Origin of the sequence: Zestomonas insulae (assembly GCF_016901015.1) — a bacterium.
GTDB lineage: Bacteria > Pseudomonadota > Gammaproteobacteria > Pseudomonadales > Pseudomonadaceae > Aquipseudomonas > Aquipseudomonas insulae.
On record NZ_JAFEUP010000002.1, the window covers coordinates 518,980 to 536,256 of the forward strand.

Annotated in this window: 14 protein-coding genes; 10 read left to right on the plus strand and 4 right to left on the minus strand. The window is 60.8% G+C overall.

All coding sequences use genetic code 11. The annotated features are described in order from the left end of the window. Positions 1 to 8 precede the first annotated feature (8 nt). The 7 genes from JQX08_RS08110 (at position 9) to JQX08_RS08140 (ending at position 6,383) form a co-directional block, all read left to right on the plus strand. Positions 9 to 1,376: a DUF1329 domain-containing protein gene (locus tag JQX08_RS08110; protein WP_204915784.1), complete on the plus strand. Its 1,368-nt coding sequence runs from the start codon at positions 9 to 11 to the stop codon at positions 1,374 to 1,376. A gap of 15 nt (positions 1,377 to 1,391) precedes the next feature. After that, positions 1,392 to 2,219 (plus strand): SDR family NAD(P)-dependent oxidoreductase, encoded by an 828-nt coding sequence (locus JQX08_RS08115; RefSeq protein WP_204915785.1) that lies wholly within the window; start codon positions 1,392 to 1,394, stop codon positions 2,217 to 2,219. 40 nt (positions 2,220 to 2,259) lie between these two features. Further along, on the plus strand, positions 2,260 to 2,817 hold the full coding sequence (locus JQX08_RS08120) for a carboxymuconolactone decarboxylase family protein (protein ID WP_204915786.1): 558 nt from the start codon (positions 2,260 to 2,262) through the stop codon (positions 2,815 to 2,817). 19 nt (positions 2,818 to 2,836) lie between these two features. After that, positions 2,837 to 3,364: a VOC family protein gene (locus JQX08_RS08125; protein ID WP_204915787.1), complete on the plus strand. Its 528-nt coding sequence runs from the start codon at positions 2,837 to 2,839 to the stop codon at positions 3,362 to 3,364. 72 nt (positions 3,365 to 3,436) lie between these two features. Continuing rightward, positions 3,437 to 4,411, plus strand: a complete 975-nt coding sequence (locus JQX08_RS08130; RefSeq protein ID WP_204915788.1) for a quinone oxidoreductase family protein — start codon at positions 3,437 to 3,439, stop codon at positions 4,409 to 4,411. An 18-nt stretch (positions 4,412 to 4,429) separates the two neighbouring features. After that, complete coding sequence (locus JQX08_RS08135) at positions 4,430 to 5,203, plus strand: SDR family NAD(P)-dependent oxidoreductase (RefSeq protein WP_204915789.1); 774 nt, start codon at positions 4,430 to 4,432, stop codon at positions 5,201 to 5,203. A gap of 127 nt (positions 5,204 to 5,330) precedes the next feature. Further along, complete coding sequence (locus JQX08_RS08140) at positions 5,331 to 6,383, plus strand: helix-turn-helix domain-containing protein (RefSeq protein ID WP_204915790.1); 1,053 nt, start codon at positions 5,331 to 5,333, stop codon at positions 6,381 to 6,383. 72 nt (positions 6,384 to 6,455) lie between these two features. Here JQX08_RS08140 and JQX08_RS08145 read toward each other — a convergent pair whose 3' ends face one another. Continuing rightward, complete coding sequence (locus tag JQX08_RS08145) at positions 6,456 to 7,826, minus strand: transposase (RefSeq protein WP_430472508.1); 1,371 nt, start codon at positions 7,824 to 7,826, stop codon at positions 6,456 to 6,458. Positions 7,827 to 8,031: 205 nt separating this feature from the next. On the opposite strand from JQX08_RS08145, the gene JQX08_RS08150 reads away from it, so the two are divergent. Both JQX08_RS08150 and JQX08_RS08155 read left to right on the plus strand, forming a co-directional pair. Beyond that, positions 8,032 to 8,346 carry a hypothetical protein gene (locus JQX08_RS08150; protein ID WP_204915791.1) on the plus strand — a complete coding sequence of 105 codons (315 nt, stop codon included), beginning with the start codon at positions 8,032 to 8,034 and terminating at the stop codon, positions 8,344 to 8,346. 339 nt (positions 8,347 to 8,685) lie between these two features. Continuing rightward, positions 8,686 to 9,546 carry an SDR family NAD(P)-dependent oxidoreductase gene (locus tag JQX08_RS08155; RefSeq protein ID WP_204915792.1) on the plus strand — a complete coding sequence of 287 codons (861 nt, stop codon included), beginning with the start codon at positions 8,686 to 8,688 and terminating at the stop codon, positions 9,544 to 9,546. Between the two features lie 412 nt (positions 9,547 to 9,958). Here JQX08_RS08155 and JQX08_RS08160 read toward each other — a convergent pair whose 3' ends face one another. Further along, positions 9,959 to 11,491: a ribosomal eL19 family protein gene (locus tag JQX08_RS08160; protein WP_204915793.1), complete on the minus strand. Its 1,533-nt coding sequence runs from the start codon at positions 11,489 to 11,491 to the stop codon at positions 9,959 to 9,961. 378 nt (positions 11,492 to 11,869) lie between these two features. On the opposite strand from JQX08_RS08160, the gene JQX08_RS08165 reads away from it, so the two are divergent. Next, a complete protein-coding gene (locus JQX08_RS08165) occupies positions 11,870 to 12,379 on the plus strand; it encodes a ProQ/FinO family protein (protein ID WP_204915794.1) in 510 nt (169 codons plus the stop codon). 353 nt (positions 12,380 to 12,732) lie between these two features. Here JQX08_RS08165 and JQX08_RS08170 read toward each other — a convergent pair whose 3' ends face one another. Both JQX08_RS08170 and JQX08_RS08175 read right to left on the minus strand, forming a co-directional pair. Then, complete coding sequence (locus JQX08_RS08170; protein WP_204915795.1) at positions 12,733 to 13,983, minus strand: ribonucleotide-diphosphate reductase subunit beta; 1,251 nt, start codon at positions 13,981 to 13,983, stop codon at positions 12,733 to 12,735. Positions 13,984 to 14,333: 350 nt separating this feature from the next. Further along, on the minus strand, positions 14,334 to 17,222 hold the full coding sequence (locus JQX08_RS08175; protein ID WP_204915796.1) for a ribonucleoside-diphosphate reductase subunit alpha: 2,889 nt from the start codon (positions 17,220 to 17,222) through the stop codon (positions 14,334 to 14,336). Positions 17,223 to 17,277: the final 55 nt, after the last annotated feature.

Sequence of the window (17,277 nt, forward strand, 5' to 3'; positions counted from 1 at the left end):
CCCTGCCCATGAATCACTACCAACATCTGCTGCACGGGGCCGGCGTGGCCCTGCTGCTTCTAAGCGCCAATGCCATGGCCGCTGTCAGTGCCGATCAGGCCGCGCAACTGGGCAGCACACTGACCCCCACCGGCGCCGAGCGCGCCGGCAATGCCGACGGCAGTATTCCGGCCTGGACCGGTGGCCTGGCCAGCAACGTCGGCAGCGTCGACGAGCGCGGTTTCCGCAGCAATCCGTTCAAGGACGAAAAGCCGCTGTTCACGATCGATGCCAGCAACGTCGAGCAGTACAAAGACAAGCTGTCGGTCGGCCAGCAGGCGATGTTCAAGCGCTACCCGCAGAGCTTCAAGATGAACGTCTATCCCACCCATCGCAGCCTGGCGATGACTGACGACATCTATGCCGAAACCCGGAAAAACGCCACCACCACGCAACTGACTGCCGACGGTTATGGCATCCAGAACTACTTCCGTGGCGTGGCTTTTCCCATTCCGCAAAGCGGCGCCGAGCTGATCTGGAACCACCTGGTGCGGCCATCGGGTTCCGGCTACCACCGCCTGACCATCACCGCCGTGCCCGAGGCCAATGGTCGCTACACGCCCAACGCCATGCTGCAGGAAGCCCAGGTGGCCTCGTACCTGCCGGACTACGACAAGCTGGAAAACAAGAACCTGTCGCTGTTCTACAAGCTGCGCAATATCTCGCCGGCCATCTACGCCGGGAACGTGTTCGTCACCCACGACACCTTCAACCCGGTGGCCGAACCGCGCTCGGCGTGGAGCTACAACGCCGGCCAGCGTCGCGTACGTCGCGCCCCGCAGATCGCCTATGACGGCCCGTCGTCCACCGGCGGCGCGCAGCACACGGCGGACAACTTCACCATGTTCAACGGCGCCATCGACCACTACAACTGGAAGATCGTCGGCAAGCGCGAGCTCTACATTCCGTACAACAACTACGCCCTCGAAGACCCATCGCTGAAGTACGACGACATCATCAAGCCCGGCCACCTCAACCCACAGTACGTGCGTTATGAGCTGCACCGCGTCTGGGTGCTGGAGGCGACGCTAAAAGAAGGCCAGCGGCATATGTATGCCAAACGCGAGATGTATATCGACGAGGACAGCTGGGCGATTTCCCTGGTCGACCACTACGACAGCCGTGGCAACTTCTGGCGCCTGTCCGAGGCCTACCTGACCGAGCTGTACGACATCAAGGTCATGGCCATGCCCATCGAGAGTTGCTACGACGTGCAGAACGGCCGCTATTTCACCGCCGGCCTGCGCAACGAAGAAACCACCAAGGCCGAATACAACTGGTCGGCGCCATTCTCCAACTTCAGCCCCAACTCGCTGCGTACCAGCGGTGTGCGCTAAGCGGAGGACTGCGCCATGACCCAACCGCAAGCCTTGCCGCTGGCCCCTGAGTCACGCGGCGAAGCCCCCGGCCGTGGGCGCCTGACGGGCCGCAAGATCCTGGTGATCGGCGGCGGCCAGCGCACCTTCGATGCCGCCACCGACCCGGTCGGCAACGGCCGCGCCATGTGCCTGCTGTACGCCCGTGAAGGCGCCAGCGTGGCGGTGGCCGACGTCAATCTGGCCAGCGCCGAAGACACCGTGCGCCTGATCCGTGCCGAAGGCGGTACGGCCCAGGCCCTGGCGGTGGATGTGCAGCAACCCGACCAGGTGGACGTGCTTTTTGAAGCGACCTGCACGGCGCTTGGCGGGCTGGATGGCGTGGTGTTCAACGTCGGCACCTTCGGCCGTGTCGGCATGGATATCAGCCTGGAGGAATGGAACCATCTGGTGGCCATCAACCAGACCGGCGCCATGCTCTGCGGCCGTGCGGCCCTCAAGCATATGGATAACGGCGGTTCGCTGATCCTTACCTCGTCGGTGGCCGGCTTCAAATTCGGCTCGCAGATGATTGCCTACGACACCACCAAGGCCGCGTTGATGGGCCTGCTGCGCTTCTTTGCCGGGGCCGGAGCAGGGCGCTATCTGCGCTGCAACATGGTGGTGCCGGGCCTGGTCGATACCCCCAATGGCCGCAGTGCCGGCGCCGGGCGCGATTCGCGCGGCAGCGGCGAAATACTGCCGTTCAAACGCCAGTGCACGGCCTGGGAAATCGCCTATGCCTCGCTGTTTTTCATGTCCACGGAAAGCGTGTATGTGACCGGCCAATACCTGGCCGTGGATTCCGGCATCACCGGGCTTTAGCCCACCCGTAACCCCCAAAACCGTTATCAGGAAAACCGTTATGAGCCTGACCATTGCTCTGCCCGACGACCAGGAACTGCCCAAGGAAACTGCCGCACTGCTCAAGCAGCTCCCCCAGGCCAATATCTTCCGCATGCTGGCCAATGCCCCCACCAGCCTGCCGGGTTTTGTGCAGCTGGCCACCTCTATTTTGATGGGCAGCCAGTTCGATGCCCGCAAGCGCGAGATCGCCATCCTGCGTATCGGCAAGGTCACCCACTCCAGCTATGAGTGGGAACAGCATGTGCTGATCGCCCAGCGTGTTGGTGTGACTGCAGACGAAATCGCCCAGATCGGCGTCGACGGCCCGGTCACTGGCCTCGACGAAGAGGGCCGTTTTCTCTGTCGCGTGGCAGAGGAAATCTCCCTGAATGTGCGCCTCAGTGACGAGGCCTTGGCCCTGCTGCTGGAGCGCTACGGCCGCCGTCAGGCCACCGAACTGATCCTCTGCTGCTCGTATTTCAACATGGTCAGTCGCTTCCTCGAATCCACCCGCGTGGAGCTGGATGCCGACCTGAAAAAGTTGCACGCCGACAACAACGGCCAACTCACCCGCTAACCCCGACAGGAGCACAACGATGAGCAAGATTTTCGGCAAGGTCGCGCAGAACGGCTACGTGGTCAAAGACATCAAGGCCGCCATGGACCACTGGGTCAATGTGCTGGGCGTTGGCCCGTGGTTTTACGTGGAAAAAGTACCGACCGACTACTTCCGTCACCGCGGCGTGGATTCCGGCATGCAGTTCAGCGCCGCCCTGGCCAACTCGGGCGACCTGCAGATCGAACTGATCCAGCAGCTCAACGATGAACCGTCTATGTACAAGGAGTTTCTCGACGCCGGTAACGAAGGCCTGCAACACGTGGCCTATTGGGTGACCAACTACGACGAGGTCTACAACAAGGCTCTCGAGGCTGGCCTCAAGGTTGGCCACGAAGGCCAGATCGGCGGTCCCCAGGGGCGTTTCTCCTATTTCGATACCGAGCTGCATCCGGGCACCGTGGTGGAGCTGAGCGATATCAGCGGGCAGAAGGGCAAGTACTTCGAACTGATCAAGGCTGCTGCCCAGAACTGGGACGGCAAAGACCCGATCCGCAAGGTCGGCTAGTTCGTCTTCTGCAGGCGCGGCCGGGGCCTCACTCGGCCGCGCTCCCTTCAACATCACTCAAGGACATTCGCTATGCGCGCACTGATCAATGGGGCCGACGGCCCGCAGATTATCGACACCGACAATCCCAAACCCGGCGCCAATCAGGTGCTGGTCAAGGTGCATGCCTGCTCCCTCAACCGCGCCGATCTGCTGATGCTCAATGGCGCCACCCACGGTTTTCAAAGTGCCCAGGCCAACCAGCCGATGGGCATGGAATGGGCCGGTGAAGTGGTGGAGCTGGGGGTAGGGGTCAAGGCCTGGAAAGTTGGCGACCGGGTGATGTCGGCTGGCATGGGCGCTTTTGCTGAATACACCCTGGGTTTCGAGTGGGTGATGTACCCGATTCCCGAGGGCATGAGCTACGCCGAGGCGACCACCTTGCCGGTAGCGATCCAGACCATGCACGACGCCCTGGCCAGCAACGGTCAGTTGAAATTGGGGCAGAGCGTGCTGATTCAGGGCGCCAGTACCGCGGTCGGCCTGATGGGGCTGCAAGTGGCCAAACAGCTGGGTGCCACCGTGGTGATCGGCACCTCGACCAATGCCGAGCGCCGTGCACGCTTAAGCGAATTCGGCGCCGACCTGGCCCTGGATTCCCGCGACCCCGAGTGGGTGCAGAAGGTGCTGGATGCCACGGGCGGCAAAGGTGTGGATCTGGTGATCGACCACGTCGCCGGCGACCTGATCAACGACACCATGCGCGCCACCAAAGTGGCCGGGCGCATCGTCAATATCGGGCGCCTCGGCGGAGAGAGCGGGCACTTTGATTTCGACCTGCACAACATGAAGCGTCTGACCTATATCGGCGCCTCGTTCCGTACCCGCAATCCGCTAGAGATCGTGCAGGTGATTCAGGCGGCCAAAACCACACTGGGCGATGCCATTGCCAAGCGGGCACTGAAGCTACCGGTGGATGCCGTATTCGCCTTTGACGACTACGCCCGGGCGCTGGAGCGCATGCAGCGTAACGAGCATTTCGGAAAGATCGTGTTGCAGTTGGTGTAACGAACAAGGAGAACAACCATGGGTTCATTTACCGGCAAGGTGGCGCTGATTACCGGCGCCGCCGGTGGCATCGGCGCGGCCACGGCCAATCTGTTGCAGCAACGTGGCGCCACCGTGGTGGCCGCCGATATCGCCAGCGAACCCACCGCCGCGCTGAGCCGCGACGTGGAGTATGTGCGCCTGGATGTGGCCGATGAAGGCCAATGGCGCCAGGTGGTCGCCGATGTGGTGGCCCGGCATGGCGGCGTGCATGTGCTGGTCAATGGCGCCGGCATCGAAGGCAAGGTGAATGCCGGCGGCCTGGAAGCCACGTCGCTGGAAGACTGGCGGCGGGTGATGCATATCAACCTGGACGGCACCTTTCTCGGCTGCCGCGAAGTGCTTCCGGTGATGAAGGGGCAGGGCAGTGGCTCGATCGTCAATATCTCCTCGCTGGCCTCGTACTACCCAACCTTGTACAGCGTTGCCTATGGCGCCAGTAAAGGCGCGGTCACCCAGCTGACCAAGTCGGTGGCGCTGGCCGGCAGCCAGGGTGCCAAGGTGCGCTGTAACTCGGTGCACCCCGGTGTGATCGCCACACAGATGATCGCCAATATCGCCCGCCAGTTGCAGGAAACCAGCGACGCCAGCACCCGTGACTCAATTCAGCGCTACGCCAACAGCATTCCGCTGGGCCAGGCTGGCACGCCGAACGATGCGGCGGCACTAATTGCCTTTCTCGCCTCGGATGAAGCGGGCTATATCACGGGCTCGGAGTTCCTTGTAGACGGTGGCTCGCACCTGTTGCGTTGATCGCTCACCCTTTTGTCTGCCCTGGCTAGTCCGGTCGGGGCGGATATTTTGTGTTATCCCCATCAGCAATCCGGCGTTGCCGGGCAGAGGAGCAATGGTTAACGTACCGAGCAAAAAGGGCCGCGCTATGGAAACGTTCGAAGGTCATATCTCCATGACCACGCCGATGGTCACCCCACACCTGCCCGCCGTACTGGTGCAAATGCTGCTCGAACAAGGCCTGAGCGCCCACGATCTGTTCGAGGGCACCGGCGTGGTACTGGAGCACTTTTCCCAACCGCAGCACCTGTTCAGCTACCAGCAGCTGTCGATCATCATTGCCCGGGGCCTGCAACTGACCGGCAATCCTCGCCTGGGCTTCGAATTTGGCAAGCGTATTCGTCATGCCCATATGGCCGAACTGGGGGTGGCCCTGTCCTGTGTGCCGGACATGGAAACCGGCTACCAGATCATGCGCCGTTACCAGAAAATTCTCGGTAGCGCGTTCAACCTGCGCCGTGTCGATCACCCCAATTACGTGGCGCTGATCGCCAACAAGCTGATCCCCTTGGGCAGCAACTACCACTTCAACCAGGAAAGCTGGCTGGTATCGCTGGCTTACAACCTGTCGCGCGGTCTGGAGCGACCACTGCATGAACTGGATTACTTCGTCGAATTCGATTACCCCGAACCCGAAGACAGCACAGCCTTTCGCGAGCTGTTTGGCGACAAGGTGCGCTTCTCGCAAAAGCACAGCCAGATTCTGGTTGCCCGTGAGCTCACCCGTATTCCCTTAGTGGGTTCCTGCCCCACCTACCTGCCCGCTGCCATGGAAGCCTGCGAAGAAGCCTGCCAACGCAGCCTGCGGCCTATTTCGCTGCCCGAGCGCATTCGTAGCCACCTACGCAATCTGCTCGAAGCACCGCCCACTGCCGACGAAGTGGCCAGCCACTTCAATATGTCCACCCGTACCCTCAATCGCCGCTTGGAGGATTTGGATCTGCATTTTCGTCAGCTCCTCAAGGAAGTGAAGTTCGACATGGCCAGCCAGTTGCTGCGGACCACCGACTTGCCTATCGGCTTGGTGGCCCAGCGTTCGGGCTTTACCGAAGCGTCCAACTTCGTCAAAGCTTTTCGCGAATGGGCCGGTACCACGCCCAGTCGGTACCGGGCGCAGTTGCGCAGTCCCGAAACGTTGTAGCCCTTCGGCTTTGATATGAGCCCGCAGAATCGTATCGGTTCTTGTACAGACCGCTTTCTCGGTCTCTGATAATCACTTATGCCGGCCGAGCGTCCGCAAACTACTGAAAAACCAACACCTCATGGGTTCGATACTGGACGACCAGATGGAGTCGGAAGCGGCGGCCAAAGCGTGGGAAAAAGCCAAACGGTCGAGTTTCATGATCCGTTTGAGGTGGGCGAAAAGCATCTCTACCTTCTTTCGCTCGCAGCGAGAGACAAGGTATTCCGGCGTATTGGCGATGCGTCGTGCCACGTCGCGGGCAGCCTCATGGATGCTGCGGACGATCTTGCGGATCGGCGTATTGGGGCAACACTTCGTTTTCAGTGGGCAGATGGCGCAGTCGGTTTGGCTGGAGCGGTAGATGATGGTGTTGGCCTTGGTCACCCGCGATCTCTGCTGGGTGAAGATGCGCCATTCGCTGCGTAGCGGTTTGCCGGCTGGGCAGCGGTATTCATTGGCCTCTGGATTCCAGTGGAAGTCGTTACTGGATAGGCTGTCGTCCTTGCGCTCGGTCTTGTCCCACACCGGCACATGCGGTTCGATGTTCTTTTCTTCGACCATCCAGGCCAGCATCGGGGCAGTGCCATAGGCGGTATCACCGATGAGTCGTTCCGGCGTGAGGTCGAACTGCGCTTCGACACGCGCCACCATCGTCCTGGTCGAATCGACTTCGGCGGTACGGTGCGCCGGAGTCGCCTCCACATCCATGATCACGCCGTGCTCAGTATCGATCAGGTAATTCGTGGAGTAGGCAAAGAAGGCCGGGCCGCCTGGCGCAGCAGTCCAACGGGACAGCGGATCGGTGAGTGAGACTTTCTTGGGAAGAGTTTCAGCCAGCGCCTCTTCATCAAGGGCTTCAAGGTACTCGCGCACAGCGCGGTTGCTGAGCGCGGGATCACGCCAATCGACTTCATCTCCCGCCACGCCACGTTGCCGGCTGGCATCCGCCTTGATGATGCTGGTGTCTACAGCGAAACCTTCACCTTTGACCAGGCCAGCCGCCATGCAGCGCCGCAGCACCTCATTGAACAACCAGCGGAACAGGCCGCTGTCACGGAAGCGGCCGTGGCGATTCTTCGAGAAGGTCGAGTGATTGGGTACTTCGTCTTCCAGACCCAGCCGGCAGAACCAGCGATAGGTCAGGTTTAAATGCACCTCTTCGCACAGCTGTCGCTCGGAGCGGATGCCGTAGCAGTAGCCAACGACCAGCATGCGCACCATCAACTCCGGATCAATCGAGGGGCGTCCGATGGGGCTGTAGAAGTCGGTCAGGTTTGTACGCAGATCGCTGAGATCCAGGCACTGGTCGATGCTACGTAAAAGGTGTTGGGGCGGAACGTGGTCTTCCAGATTGAACGAGTAGAACAGGCGCTGCTGTCCACTCGGTAGCTGTCCCATCATGCTGTTCGCCCCCGCGCTCGCTGACAGAGCAATTCTGCCGACGGCATGGGGAAGCAGCTACTTTTTCAACAGAATCGGCCATAAACGGACATTCGCCAGCCGCACCTACTCGCGGTAGCACATCCCCCCACCGAGGAAGGGTTCAGTAGGAGTATCGTGTTCTGGATAAACCAAGGCATACATGTACCGAGGTGGGAGATTGCCAATGAAGATCACCGCTATGAAACAGACCGAATCGGTCAGTGATGTTCTGTGCGACGTTTGTGGCGACAGCACACGCGTTGAAGGGTATGGATTGCAGTTCGGCACTCTTCGCGCCAGTTGGGGTTATGGCTCGGCCCACGATGGCGAGCGCTATGAGGTCCATCTGTGCGAGCCCTGCTTTTTCAGGACGATTTCCGGCCTCAAACGAGAGCGCATGGTGAACTTCATGTTCAGCGATGAGGATCAGGATCTCAGCGATTTCGGACGCGTTGCTCGTGATGATTTTTTCAATGACGGCAGTAGCTCGACTTCCTGAATTCCTGCTGACGCAGTATCGCGGGCGTAACCCTGCGTAATGAGATATTGAAGCGGCTCTGAGTATGTCCGCAACTGGCCGGATGCAGCCTTCGTTAACGGCGACTTTCGGCTGCTAATGCCGGTCATCCAGAATCTACGCAATCCGGAGTGCCTTAGTTCCTCGGCATGGCTGGCGGAGTGGTGCTAGCTCAGAACGCCGCAAACCTCCTGCAAAGCTAGCAACCCGAAACCTGCAGGCTATTTCGTGGCCGCAGGGCCAGCGCCTTGGCCGGCGCGGCCATGGGGCGAGTGACGCGGTGCGCACTAGACTGCGGCTACCCAAGAGAAGGAGTGGCACATGGCTTTCGACAACCAAGTGGTCTGGATCACCGGGGCATCCTCCGGCATTGGCGAGGCCCTGGCCCGCCTGCTGCTGCAACAGGGCGCGCGTGTCATTCTCTCCGGCCGGCGCGAAGCTGCGCTGCAGGCCGTCGCTGAGCAGGCGCCGCAACGCGCCCTGGTACTTCCCTTCGAAAGCACCGACTACGCCGCGCTGCCGCAGGTAGTCGAGCAGGCGTGGGCCTGGCAGGGACGTATCGACTGCCTGATCAACAATGCCGGCGTCAGCCAGCGCAGCCTAGCCCTGGATACCCGCTTCGAGGTGTACCGCGAGCTGATGGAAGTCGACTACCTGGCACCGGTGGCCCTCACTCAGCTGCTGCTGCCGCGCCTGGCCGCTCAGGGCGGCGGCCAACTGGCAGTGGTCAGCTCGGTGGCCGGCAAGGTCGGCGCCCCGCTGCGTACCGGCTACTGCGGGGCCAAGCACGCTGTAATCGGCTACTTTGAAGCCCTGCGCGCCGAGGTCGAACAGGCCCATGGCATCCGCGTCAGCGTGATCCTGCCTGGCTCGGTGCGTACCGGCGTGGCGGTCAACGCGCTGGGCGGCGACGGCGCTCGCCGCGGCCGCTCCGACGTCAATATCGACAGCGGCATGCCCGCCGAGGAAGCCGCCCGGCGCATCGTTGAGGGGCTGGCGGCCGGCCAGCGCAGCATTGAAGTGGTGGAGGGCACCGAGAAGATTGCTCTGCACCTGCGCAGCGGCGATCCGGAGCGACTGTTTACGCTCACCGCCGCCGAGGGCGCACGCCTGGCCGAGGAGCGCGCCCGCAATGGCAATGCTGATATCGACCCGGGAGCGGTGCAACGCCTAGGCAGCTGACATCTGCTGCCGGAAAGAGAAAGGCCCAGGTTCGCACCTGGGCCTTTCTCTTGAGCGGTGTCCTACGTGCCTCTAACTAGTGAAAAGAGCCTACTTTTGTAGACGATTTGGGTATCCGCTATTGGCCGATTCTGTTGAAAAAGTCGCATTGCCCAAACTGCCCCAATAGTGACCGATGAAAATACCTTTTCTGCGCGTCGCTACGTGAAATCTGGGCCCACAATCCTCTGCCGAATTTTAGGATTTCAATCTCAGGCGCCAACTTTTCCGCCGTGGTAACCGAGGCCGACTTTTTCAACAGAATCGGCCGGTAGCGTTCGTTCGTGAGAGAAGGCTACCGGCCGCAAGAGGACAATCCCTACGGCGAATCTTTAGTCCGTACCCGATTGGGCTAGGTGTGGAAAGTGCTCCACTAATTCGTGAAGTAGTCCCTGAACATGTAATAACCATACGTCGCGCCTTTCTCCAGCGGCCCCGTGAGCGTGGTGTAGCTTTGCCCTTCTTTCGGGCCGCTGGTGTAGCGATAGAGAATCTGTACCGCGCGCAATTGCGACTTAGGCAACATTGGATCCTCCCACTCTTCGTACGTTTTCACGCGCACCTTGCTGCCATCGGCCTCCAGCGCGTAGCCCCAAACGAACTCACCGCGCTCACTGCCATCCACGTAACTGCCTTTGCCGACGGCACCGTCGCCACAGGAGAAGCTGAGCGATGCCTCATCTGAGTTGCCAAGCCATTTGAAGACCTTGCCGCAGATGGGAGAGCTGAACTCGTCGACCGGCAGCAGCGTTGTCGTGACTGCTAGCGGCGTCTCATTGCCTAACTGCCGAATGATGAGCTTGCTAGAAGGCCGGGCGTTCGCTTGAACAGGTGCGCTAGCGAGTTGCGTGGCAGCTTCAGTCACGGTCTCGTGCGGTCGCATGCTGGCGGCGCTTACAGGCGAGTGGGTCTCGGCGAAATTCAGGGAGACGCCGGCTAACTGGGCACCCAGTTGTGCTGCTTGAGCGTCAGACACATTGGCACCGCCGGTGTGGCTGCTATTCGTGTATAGCTCGGGGGGACTAGGCTTAACGTTTTCAGCGCCAATGATGGTTGTGGCGCTTGCGCTTGGCACACTACCCGCCTTCGAAGGCGACGTGGCATGAGCCAGTGGAAGGGCTGCGCTTACTGCTTGTGCGTCGCTCATCGCTTGCGCCACTGCATAATTGTCGGCAGCCATCGAGGCAATGGTGGCAATCCCAGCAATGTTTTCTGCGCTGAATAAACTGTTCTTCGATTCTTCTTCCTGCTGGGCCGCATATTCTGCGTCCGAAGCTCTCATGGCTTCTGCGGCTGGATAAGCTTCGCGTTTTGCAACGTTTTGGAATACGGCCAAGGTAATGGGCATGCGCTCAACACCGTGCTCTGCAAGACCCAACTTAATTCCCAGGTATGAATGCGGATTCACAGTGGCGCCACGCTGAATCAATTTGCCGGCGACTGCGTAGATTGCTGAAGGCGATTGATAGGGCTGCTCGCCCTGTACCAGCTGAATCTCTTGCAGCATGGCTATTTTGAAGAGCGACTCCAGCGGCGGAGGCAGTTCAATCCGCATATGGGCCGAGTTGTCGGTGCTTATCGCACACGGTTTATTTACATCGGCGTCTCGCTCAAGCAAAAAATCAATGGCAGCCGAAGTGTCATGTCCCGGCAGGTTATATCCCGGCGTGTCGCCAAGGTTTTTGAAAAGCGAGCAAAGGGGCCTTGCTACCAAAGTGCCGTCCTCATAAACGGGCAGGTAGTCATCGGGGGCAATGCTACCGGACATAACCAGGGAGACGAGCGCCTCTGGATTGCCCAGCTCGGCTTGACCTGAAGGGGTTTCAAAGGAGGGGCCGGAAGTACACCCCGAAAGAATGCCAAGGACGAAAGCGCCACCTAACAAAGCGATGTTTTTCTTGTTCATTTTATTTTTCTTCGCGTTTATTCCGGAAATGCTCCGCGCTGCATGATGACTTGATCATGCAGCCGTAGGCCGAAGTAGAACTTGCGCGGTAGTCGCTTGTCGACAATTTTGAACAGGGGTAGGGGACAGGTTTCATTATGGGAACTTAGGGGGCATCCATGTCCGTTCCTCGCCGGTCTTCCGTTCCCGGCGAGAAGCACGCCTTAATCCATAGTCAGTCTGGGACTGCCCATGCCGCGCTGCTCCGTTGCTCGTCGGCGAGCGGCAGGGAGCCGCGATCACTTCGCTTGGTCGGGCCGCAGCCTGATCAGGCTGCTCCAAAGGACTGCATGGGATAACCTTGCGCCACGAATCAACCTTGAGGCTGCGAACTGAACCATGGGTTTTGAGCAACTAGCTGAGCTACGCGACCGCCTGCGAGCTGAAAAAGAGCAGGTAAAGACTGATAGCACGAAGCAGCGCAAGCAGAAGTCCTCACCGCAAACCAAGCCGCGTGAGCAAGATCCTGCGGTAGAAGCGATCTGGCGATTGCAGAAGCACTTTCCATTGGCCTTCCCGGTCAATCCGGCTCCCAAGGTTCCGCTCAAGGAGGGCATTCTCAAAGATGCCGAGCAACACCTTGAACTGCTTGGCATATCCAGCGAACAGCTGAAGCTGGGCATCTCTACCTGGTGTCGGGGAAGTCGGTACTGGGCAAGCATGACGGAGAATGCGCCGCGCTTGGATTTAAGCGGCCAGGCAGTTGGCCTGGTAACGGCGGCTCAGGCACTACGCGCGAAGCAGCAGGCTCAGCGGCAGCGTGGACAAGCGCGACTCCGTCAGTCAAAACCGCAAGCGTGTATCCAAGACCCCGCTGCCGGCACCGTTCCGGAACAGATTTCGGACTGAAATCCACTCGCGACTGGTATCGAGTCGCCCAATCTGAGTTGCCCCAGATTTCCTAGAGATTTTGAACCGTCACAAGAAGGCGAGTTCAGGCACGTTCGATCAATCCGCTATTGGCCGAAAGCGGCATTACCCGCCAATGATAAAGGGCCGGTGAGAAATGCTCACCGGCCCTTTTTCATACTTCCTTTGCCCAATTCCTTTGGAGCTAATGGCCTTGCCCAGTTGCTAACGCCAGCCGTAGATGGCTAGCGCAGCTGCCTCCCCAGGCAGCTGCTGCGCACCGTCTCGGTGCGTTCGTTTCAACATTCAGTGAAAAGATTTCAGTGTTTGTTGAAAAACTACGTGACCCGGAATCAATCCCAGCTCAACGCTCCACCAGTCTGATACTCAATCACTCGGGTCTCGAAGAAGTTCTTCTCTTTCTTCAGGTCCATGATTTCGGACATCCACGGGAACGGGTTGGTCGCGCCCGGGTATTCCTCTTTCAGGCCGATCTGAGTCAGACGGCGGTTGGCGATGAACTTGAGGTAGTCCTCCATCATCGCCGCGTTCATGCCAAGCACGCCGCGCGGCATGGTGTCGCGTGCGTATTCGATTTCCAGTTGGGTGCCCTGGAGGATCATCTGGGTCGCTTCGTCCTTCATCTGGGCGTCCCACAGCTGCGGGTTTTCGATCTTGATCTGGTTGATCACGTCGATGCCGAAGTTGAGGTGCATGGACTCGTCGCGGAGGATGTACTGGAACTGCTCGGCGGTGCCGGTCATCTTGTTGCGGCGGCCCATGGAGAGAATCTGGGTGAAGCCGCAGTAGAAGAAGATGCCTTCCAGTACGCAGTAGTAGGCGATCAGGTTACGCAGGAACTGGCGGTCGGTTTCCGGGGTGCCGGTCTTGAATTCCGGGTCGGAGATCGAACGGGTGTACTTGAGGCCCCAGGACGCCTTCTTCGCGACGCTCGGAATCTCGTGGTACATGTTGAAGATCTCGCCTTCATCCATGCCCAGCGACTCGATGCAGTACTGGTAGGCGTGGGTGTGGATCGCTTCCTCGAAGGCCTGGCGCAGGATGTACTGGCGGCACTCCGGGTTGGTGATCAGGCGGTACACGGCGAGTACCAGGTTGTTGGCAACCAGGCTGTCGGCGGTTGAGAAGAAGCCGAGGTTGCGCATGACGATGCGGCGCTCGTCTTCGCTGAGGCCGTCTTTGCTCTTCCACAGAGCGATGTCGGCGTTCATGTTCACTTCCTGCGGCATCCAGTGGTTGGCGCAACCATCCAGATACTTCTGCCAGGCCCAGTCGTACTTGAAGGGTACGAGCTGGTTGAGGTCGGCGCGGGCGTTGATCATCTGTTTGTCGCCGACGTGCACGCGCGCGGAGGCACCTTCCAGGTCGTCCAGACCTTCCTGGATGTCGAGGGCGTCCAGCGCCTGCTTGGCGCGGGCGACCGCTTCGGAGTCGTTGGCGGAAACGGCGCGCGCCTCTTCCACGGAGCCGGCGGCTTCGTCGTCGAGCTTGTCGAGGGCGGCGGTGACTACCGCGGCGGCGGGCTTGGCGGCGACAACGGCGTCGGCGCCGTCTTCCTTATCGAATTCGTCCCAGCTGAGCATGGGGTTCTCCTGTCTGGTCGTGTGGGCCGGAACTGCACGGCCGGGTAATCACAAAATGTCGTAGTGCGCGCGTGGCAACGGGGTGGGGCAGTTGGCCCTCTCCCCGGCCCCTCTCCCGCGAGCGGGAGAGGGGAGGGTTGTGCGTCAGGGGAGAGGCTGGCCCCTCACCCTAGCCCTCTCCCCAGAGGGGCGAGGGTAAAAACAGATCGGTAGTGCCAATCGAGCGCGAAGCTGAGCGAGGGGGCGCTAGGCGCCTGGCTGGTCGGAGCCCCTGAGCGTACGGCTGTACGTGATGGGGTCCGATCAGTCAGGCAACAACGCGCACGCCGCTCAGCTTCGTGCGTCACCTATCACTGACAGGCTTCGCAGTCCGGGTTATCGATGGAGCAGGCCTGCGGCACCGGCGCCGGCTTCGGCTCGGCAGCTGCGGCGGCGAAGTTGCCTTCGTCGATCGCACCGCTGGACACCGCGTTGAGCTTGCCGGTGGTGATGGTCGACTTCTCGGTGCTGGTCGCGGCCAGGGCACGGAGGTAGTAGGTGGTTTTCAGACCACGGTACCAGGCCATGCGGTAGGTCACGTCGAGCTTCTTGCCCGAAGCGCCGGCGATGTACAGGTTCAGCGACTGCGCCTGGTCGATCCACTTCTGACGGCGGCTGGCGGCGTCGACGATCCACTTGGTCTCGACTTCGAAGGCGGTGGCGTACAGGTCTTTCAGGTCTTGCGGGATGCGCTCGATCTGCTGCACGGAGCCGTCGTAGTACTTCAGGTCGTTGACCATGACCGAGTCCCACAGGCCGCGGTTCTTCAGATCGCGCACCAGGTACGGGTTGATCACGGTGAACTCGCCGGAGAGGTTCGATTTCACGTAGAGGTTCTGGTAGGTCGGTTCGATCGACTGCGACACGCCGGTGATGTTGGCGATGGTCGCGGTCGGCGCGATGGCCATGATGTTCGAGTTGCGGATGCCTTTCTGCACACGGGCACGCACCGGCGCCCAGTCCAAGGACTCGGTCAGGTCGACGTCGATGTACTTCTGGCCACGCGCCTCGATGAGGATCTGCTGGGAATCCAGCGGCAGGATGCCTTTGGACCACAGCGAACCGTCGAAGGTGGAGTAGCTGCCGCGCTCGTCGGCCAGGTCGCAGGAAGCCTGGATGGCGTAGTAGCTGACCGCTTCCATGGACTTGTCGGCGAACTCGATGGCCGCGTCGGAGCCGTAGGCGATGTGCTGCAGGTACAGCGCGTCCTGGAAGCCCATGATGCCGAGGCCGACCGGACGGTGCTTGAAGTTGGAGTTCTGCGCCTGCGGGACCGAGTAGTAGTTGATGTCGATAACGTTATCGAGCATGCGTACCGCGGTCTTGACGGTCTTCTCCAGCTTGGCCAGGTCCAGCTTGCCATTGACGATGTGGTTGACCAGGTTCACCGAACCCAGGTTGCACACCGCGATCTCGTCCTTGTTGGTGTTCAGGGTGATCTCGGTGCACAGGTTCGAGCTGTGGACCACGCCGACGTGCTGCTGCGGGCTGCGCAGGTTGCACGGGTCTTTGAAGGTCAGCCACGGGTGGCCGGTTTCGAACAGCATGGAGAGCATCTTGCGCCACAGGTCTTTGGCGGCGATGGTCTTGTGCAGCTTGATCTTGCCGTAGCCGGCCATGGCTTCGTAGTACTCGTAGCGCTCTTCGAAGGCCTTGCCGGTCAGGTCGTGCAGGTCCGGCACTTCGCTCGGCGAGAACAGGGTCCACTGGCCATCGTCGAACACGCGCTTCATGAACAGGTCCGGAATCCAGTTCGCGGTGTTCATGTCGTGGGTGCGGCGGCGGTCGTCACCGGTGTTCTTGCGCAGCTCGATGAACTCTTCGATGTCCATGTGCCAGGTTTCGAGGTACGCGCAGACCGCGCCCTTGCGCTTGCCACCCTGGTTTACGGCAACGGCGGTGTCGTTCACCACTTTGAGGAACGGCACGACGCCCTGGGATTTGCCGTTGGTGCCCTTGATGTAGGAGCCCAGTGCGCGCACCGGGGTCCAGTCGTTGCCCAGGCCGCCGGCGAATTTCGACAGCATGGCGTTGTCGTGGATCGCGCTGTAGATGCCCGACAGGTCGTCCGGCACGGTGGTCAGGTAGCAGGAGGACAGCTGCGGACGCAGGGTGCCGGCGTTGAACAGGGTCGGCGTCGAGCTCATGTAGTCGAAGGACGACAGCAGGTTGTAGAACTCGATGGCGCGGTCTTCTTTCTGCTTCTCTTCGATGGCCAGGCCCATGGCCACGCGCATGAAGAATACCTGCGGCAGTTCGAAGCGGATGCCGTCCTTGTGGATGAAGTAACGGTCGTACAGGGTCTGCAGGCCGAGGTAGGTGAACTGCTGGTCACGCTCGTGGTTGATCGCCTTGCCCAGTTTCTCCAGGTCGAAGGATTTCAGCTTGGCGTCCAGCAGTTCGAACTCGACACCTTTCTCGATGTACGCCGGCAGGGCTTGGGCGTACAGCTCGGCCATCTCGTGGTGGGTGGCGCTCTCGGCTACGCCGAGGAAGCCCAGGCCTTCGGCACGCAGGGTGTCCATCAGCAGGCGGGCGGTGACGTAGGTGTAGTTCGGCTCGCGCTCGACCAGGGTACGGGCGGTCATCACCAGCGCGGTGTTGACGTCCTTCTCGGCCACGCCGTCGTACAGGTTCTTCAGGGTGTCGCGCTGGATCAGGTCGCCGTCGACCTCGGCCAGGCCTTCGCAGGCTTCCGAGATGATGGTGTTCAGGCGGCCCATGTCGAGCGGGGCGAGGCTGCCGTCAGCCTTGGTGACGCGGATGCTCGGGTGCGGCTGGGCGACTTCGCTGTCGCCGCCTTTACGCACCTGGGCGCGCGATTCGCGGTAGATCACGTAGTCACGGGCGACTTTCTGCTCGCCGGCGCGCATCAGGGCCAGTTCGACCTGGTCCTGGATTTCTTCGATGTGGATGGTGCCGCCGGAGGGCATGCGACGCTTGAAGGTGGCGGTGACCTGTTCGGTCAGGCGCGCCACGGTGTCGTGGATGCGCGACGAAGCGGCGGCGGTGCCGCCTTCCACTGCGAGGAACGCTTTGGTGATCGCTACCGTGATCTTGTCATCGGTGTACGGCACCACGGTGCCGTTGCGCTTGATCACGCGCAGCTGACCGGGGGCGGTGGCGTTCAGGTCCTGGGCCGCGTCAGCGACCGGAGGCACGCCTGCCTGCGGGTTCTCGCGAGTGGTTTCGGTCTGCATGGAGGTCTCCGTGTTCTCTAATTGAATTCTCTGGACACTTGAGGTGCCGTTTCTT

Excerpts from the sequence above, each read along its gene's own strand:
- JQX08_RS08165 (WP_204915794.1), top strand. The coding sequence starts at position 11,870 with ATGGGTTTTGAGCAACTAGCTGAGCTACGCGACCGCCTGCGAGCTGAA.
- JQX08_RS08140 (WP_204915790.1), top strand. The coding sequence starts at position 5,331 with ATGGAAACGTTCGAAGGTCATATCTCCATGACCACGCCGATGGTCACC.
- JQX08_RS08115 (WP_204915785.1), top strand. The coding sequence starts at position 1,392 with ATGACCCAACCGCAAGCCTTGCCGCTGGCCCCTGAGTCACGCGGCGAA.
- JQX08_RS08175 (WP_204915796.1), bottom strand. The coding sequence starts at position 17,222 with ATGCAGACCGAAACCACTCGCGAGAACCCGCAGGCAGGCGTGCCTCCG.
- JQX08_RS08135 (WP_204915789.1), top strand. The coding sequence starts at position 4,430 with ATGGGTTCATTTACCGGCAAGGTGGCGCTGATTACCGGCGCCGCCGGT.
- JQX08_RS08155 (WP_204915792.1), top strand. The coding sequence starts at position 8,686 with ATGGCTTTCGACAACCAAGTGGTCTGGATCACCGGGGCATCCTCCGGC.
- JQX08_RS08120 (WP_204915786.1), top strand. The coding sequence starts at position 2,260 with ATGAGCCTGACCATTGCTCTGCCCGACGACCAGGAACTGCCCAAGGAA.
- JQX08_RS08160 (WP_204915793.1), bottom strand. The coding sequence starts at position 11,491 with ATGAACAAGAAAAACATCGCTTTGTTAGGTGGCGCTTTCGTCCTTGGC.
- JQX08_RS08170 (WP_204915795.1), bottom strand. The coding sequence starts at position 13,983 with ATGCTCAGCTGGGACGAATTCGATAAGGAAGACGGCGCCGACGCCGTT.
- JQX08_RS08110 (WP_204915784.1), top strand. The coding sequence starts at position 9 with ATGAATCACTACCAACATCTGCTGCACGGGGCCGGCGTGGCCCTGCTG.
- JQX08_RS08125 (WP_204915787.1), top strand. The coding sequence starts at position 2,837 with ATGAGCAAGATTTTCGGCAAGGTCGCGCAGAACGGCTACGTGGTCAAA.
- JQX08_RS08150 (WP_204915791.1), top strand. The coding sequence starts at position 8,032 with ATGAAGATCACCGCTATGAAACAGACCGAATCGGTCAGTGATGTTCTG.
- JQX08_RS08145 (WP_430472508.1), bottom strand. The coding sequence starts at position 7,826 with ATGATGGGACAGCTACCGAGTGGACAGCAGCGCCTGTTCTACTCGTTC.
- JQX08_RS08130 (WP_204915788.1), top strand. The coding sequence starts at position 3,437 with ATGCGCGCACTGATCAATGGGGCCGACGGCCCGCAGATTATCGACACC.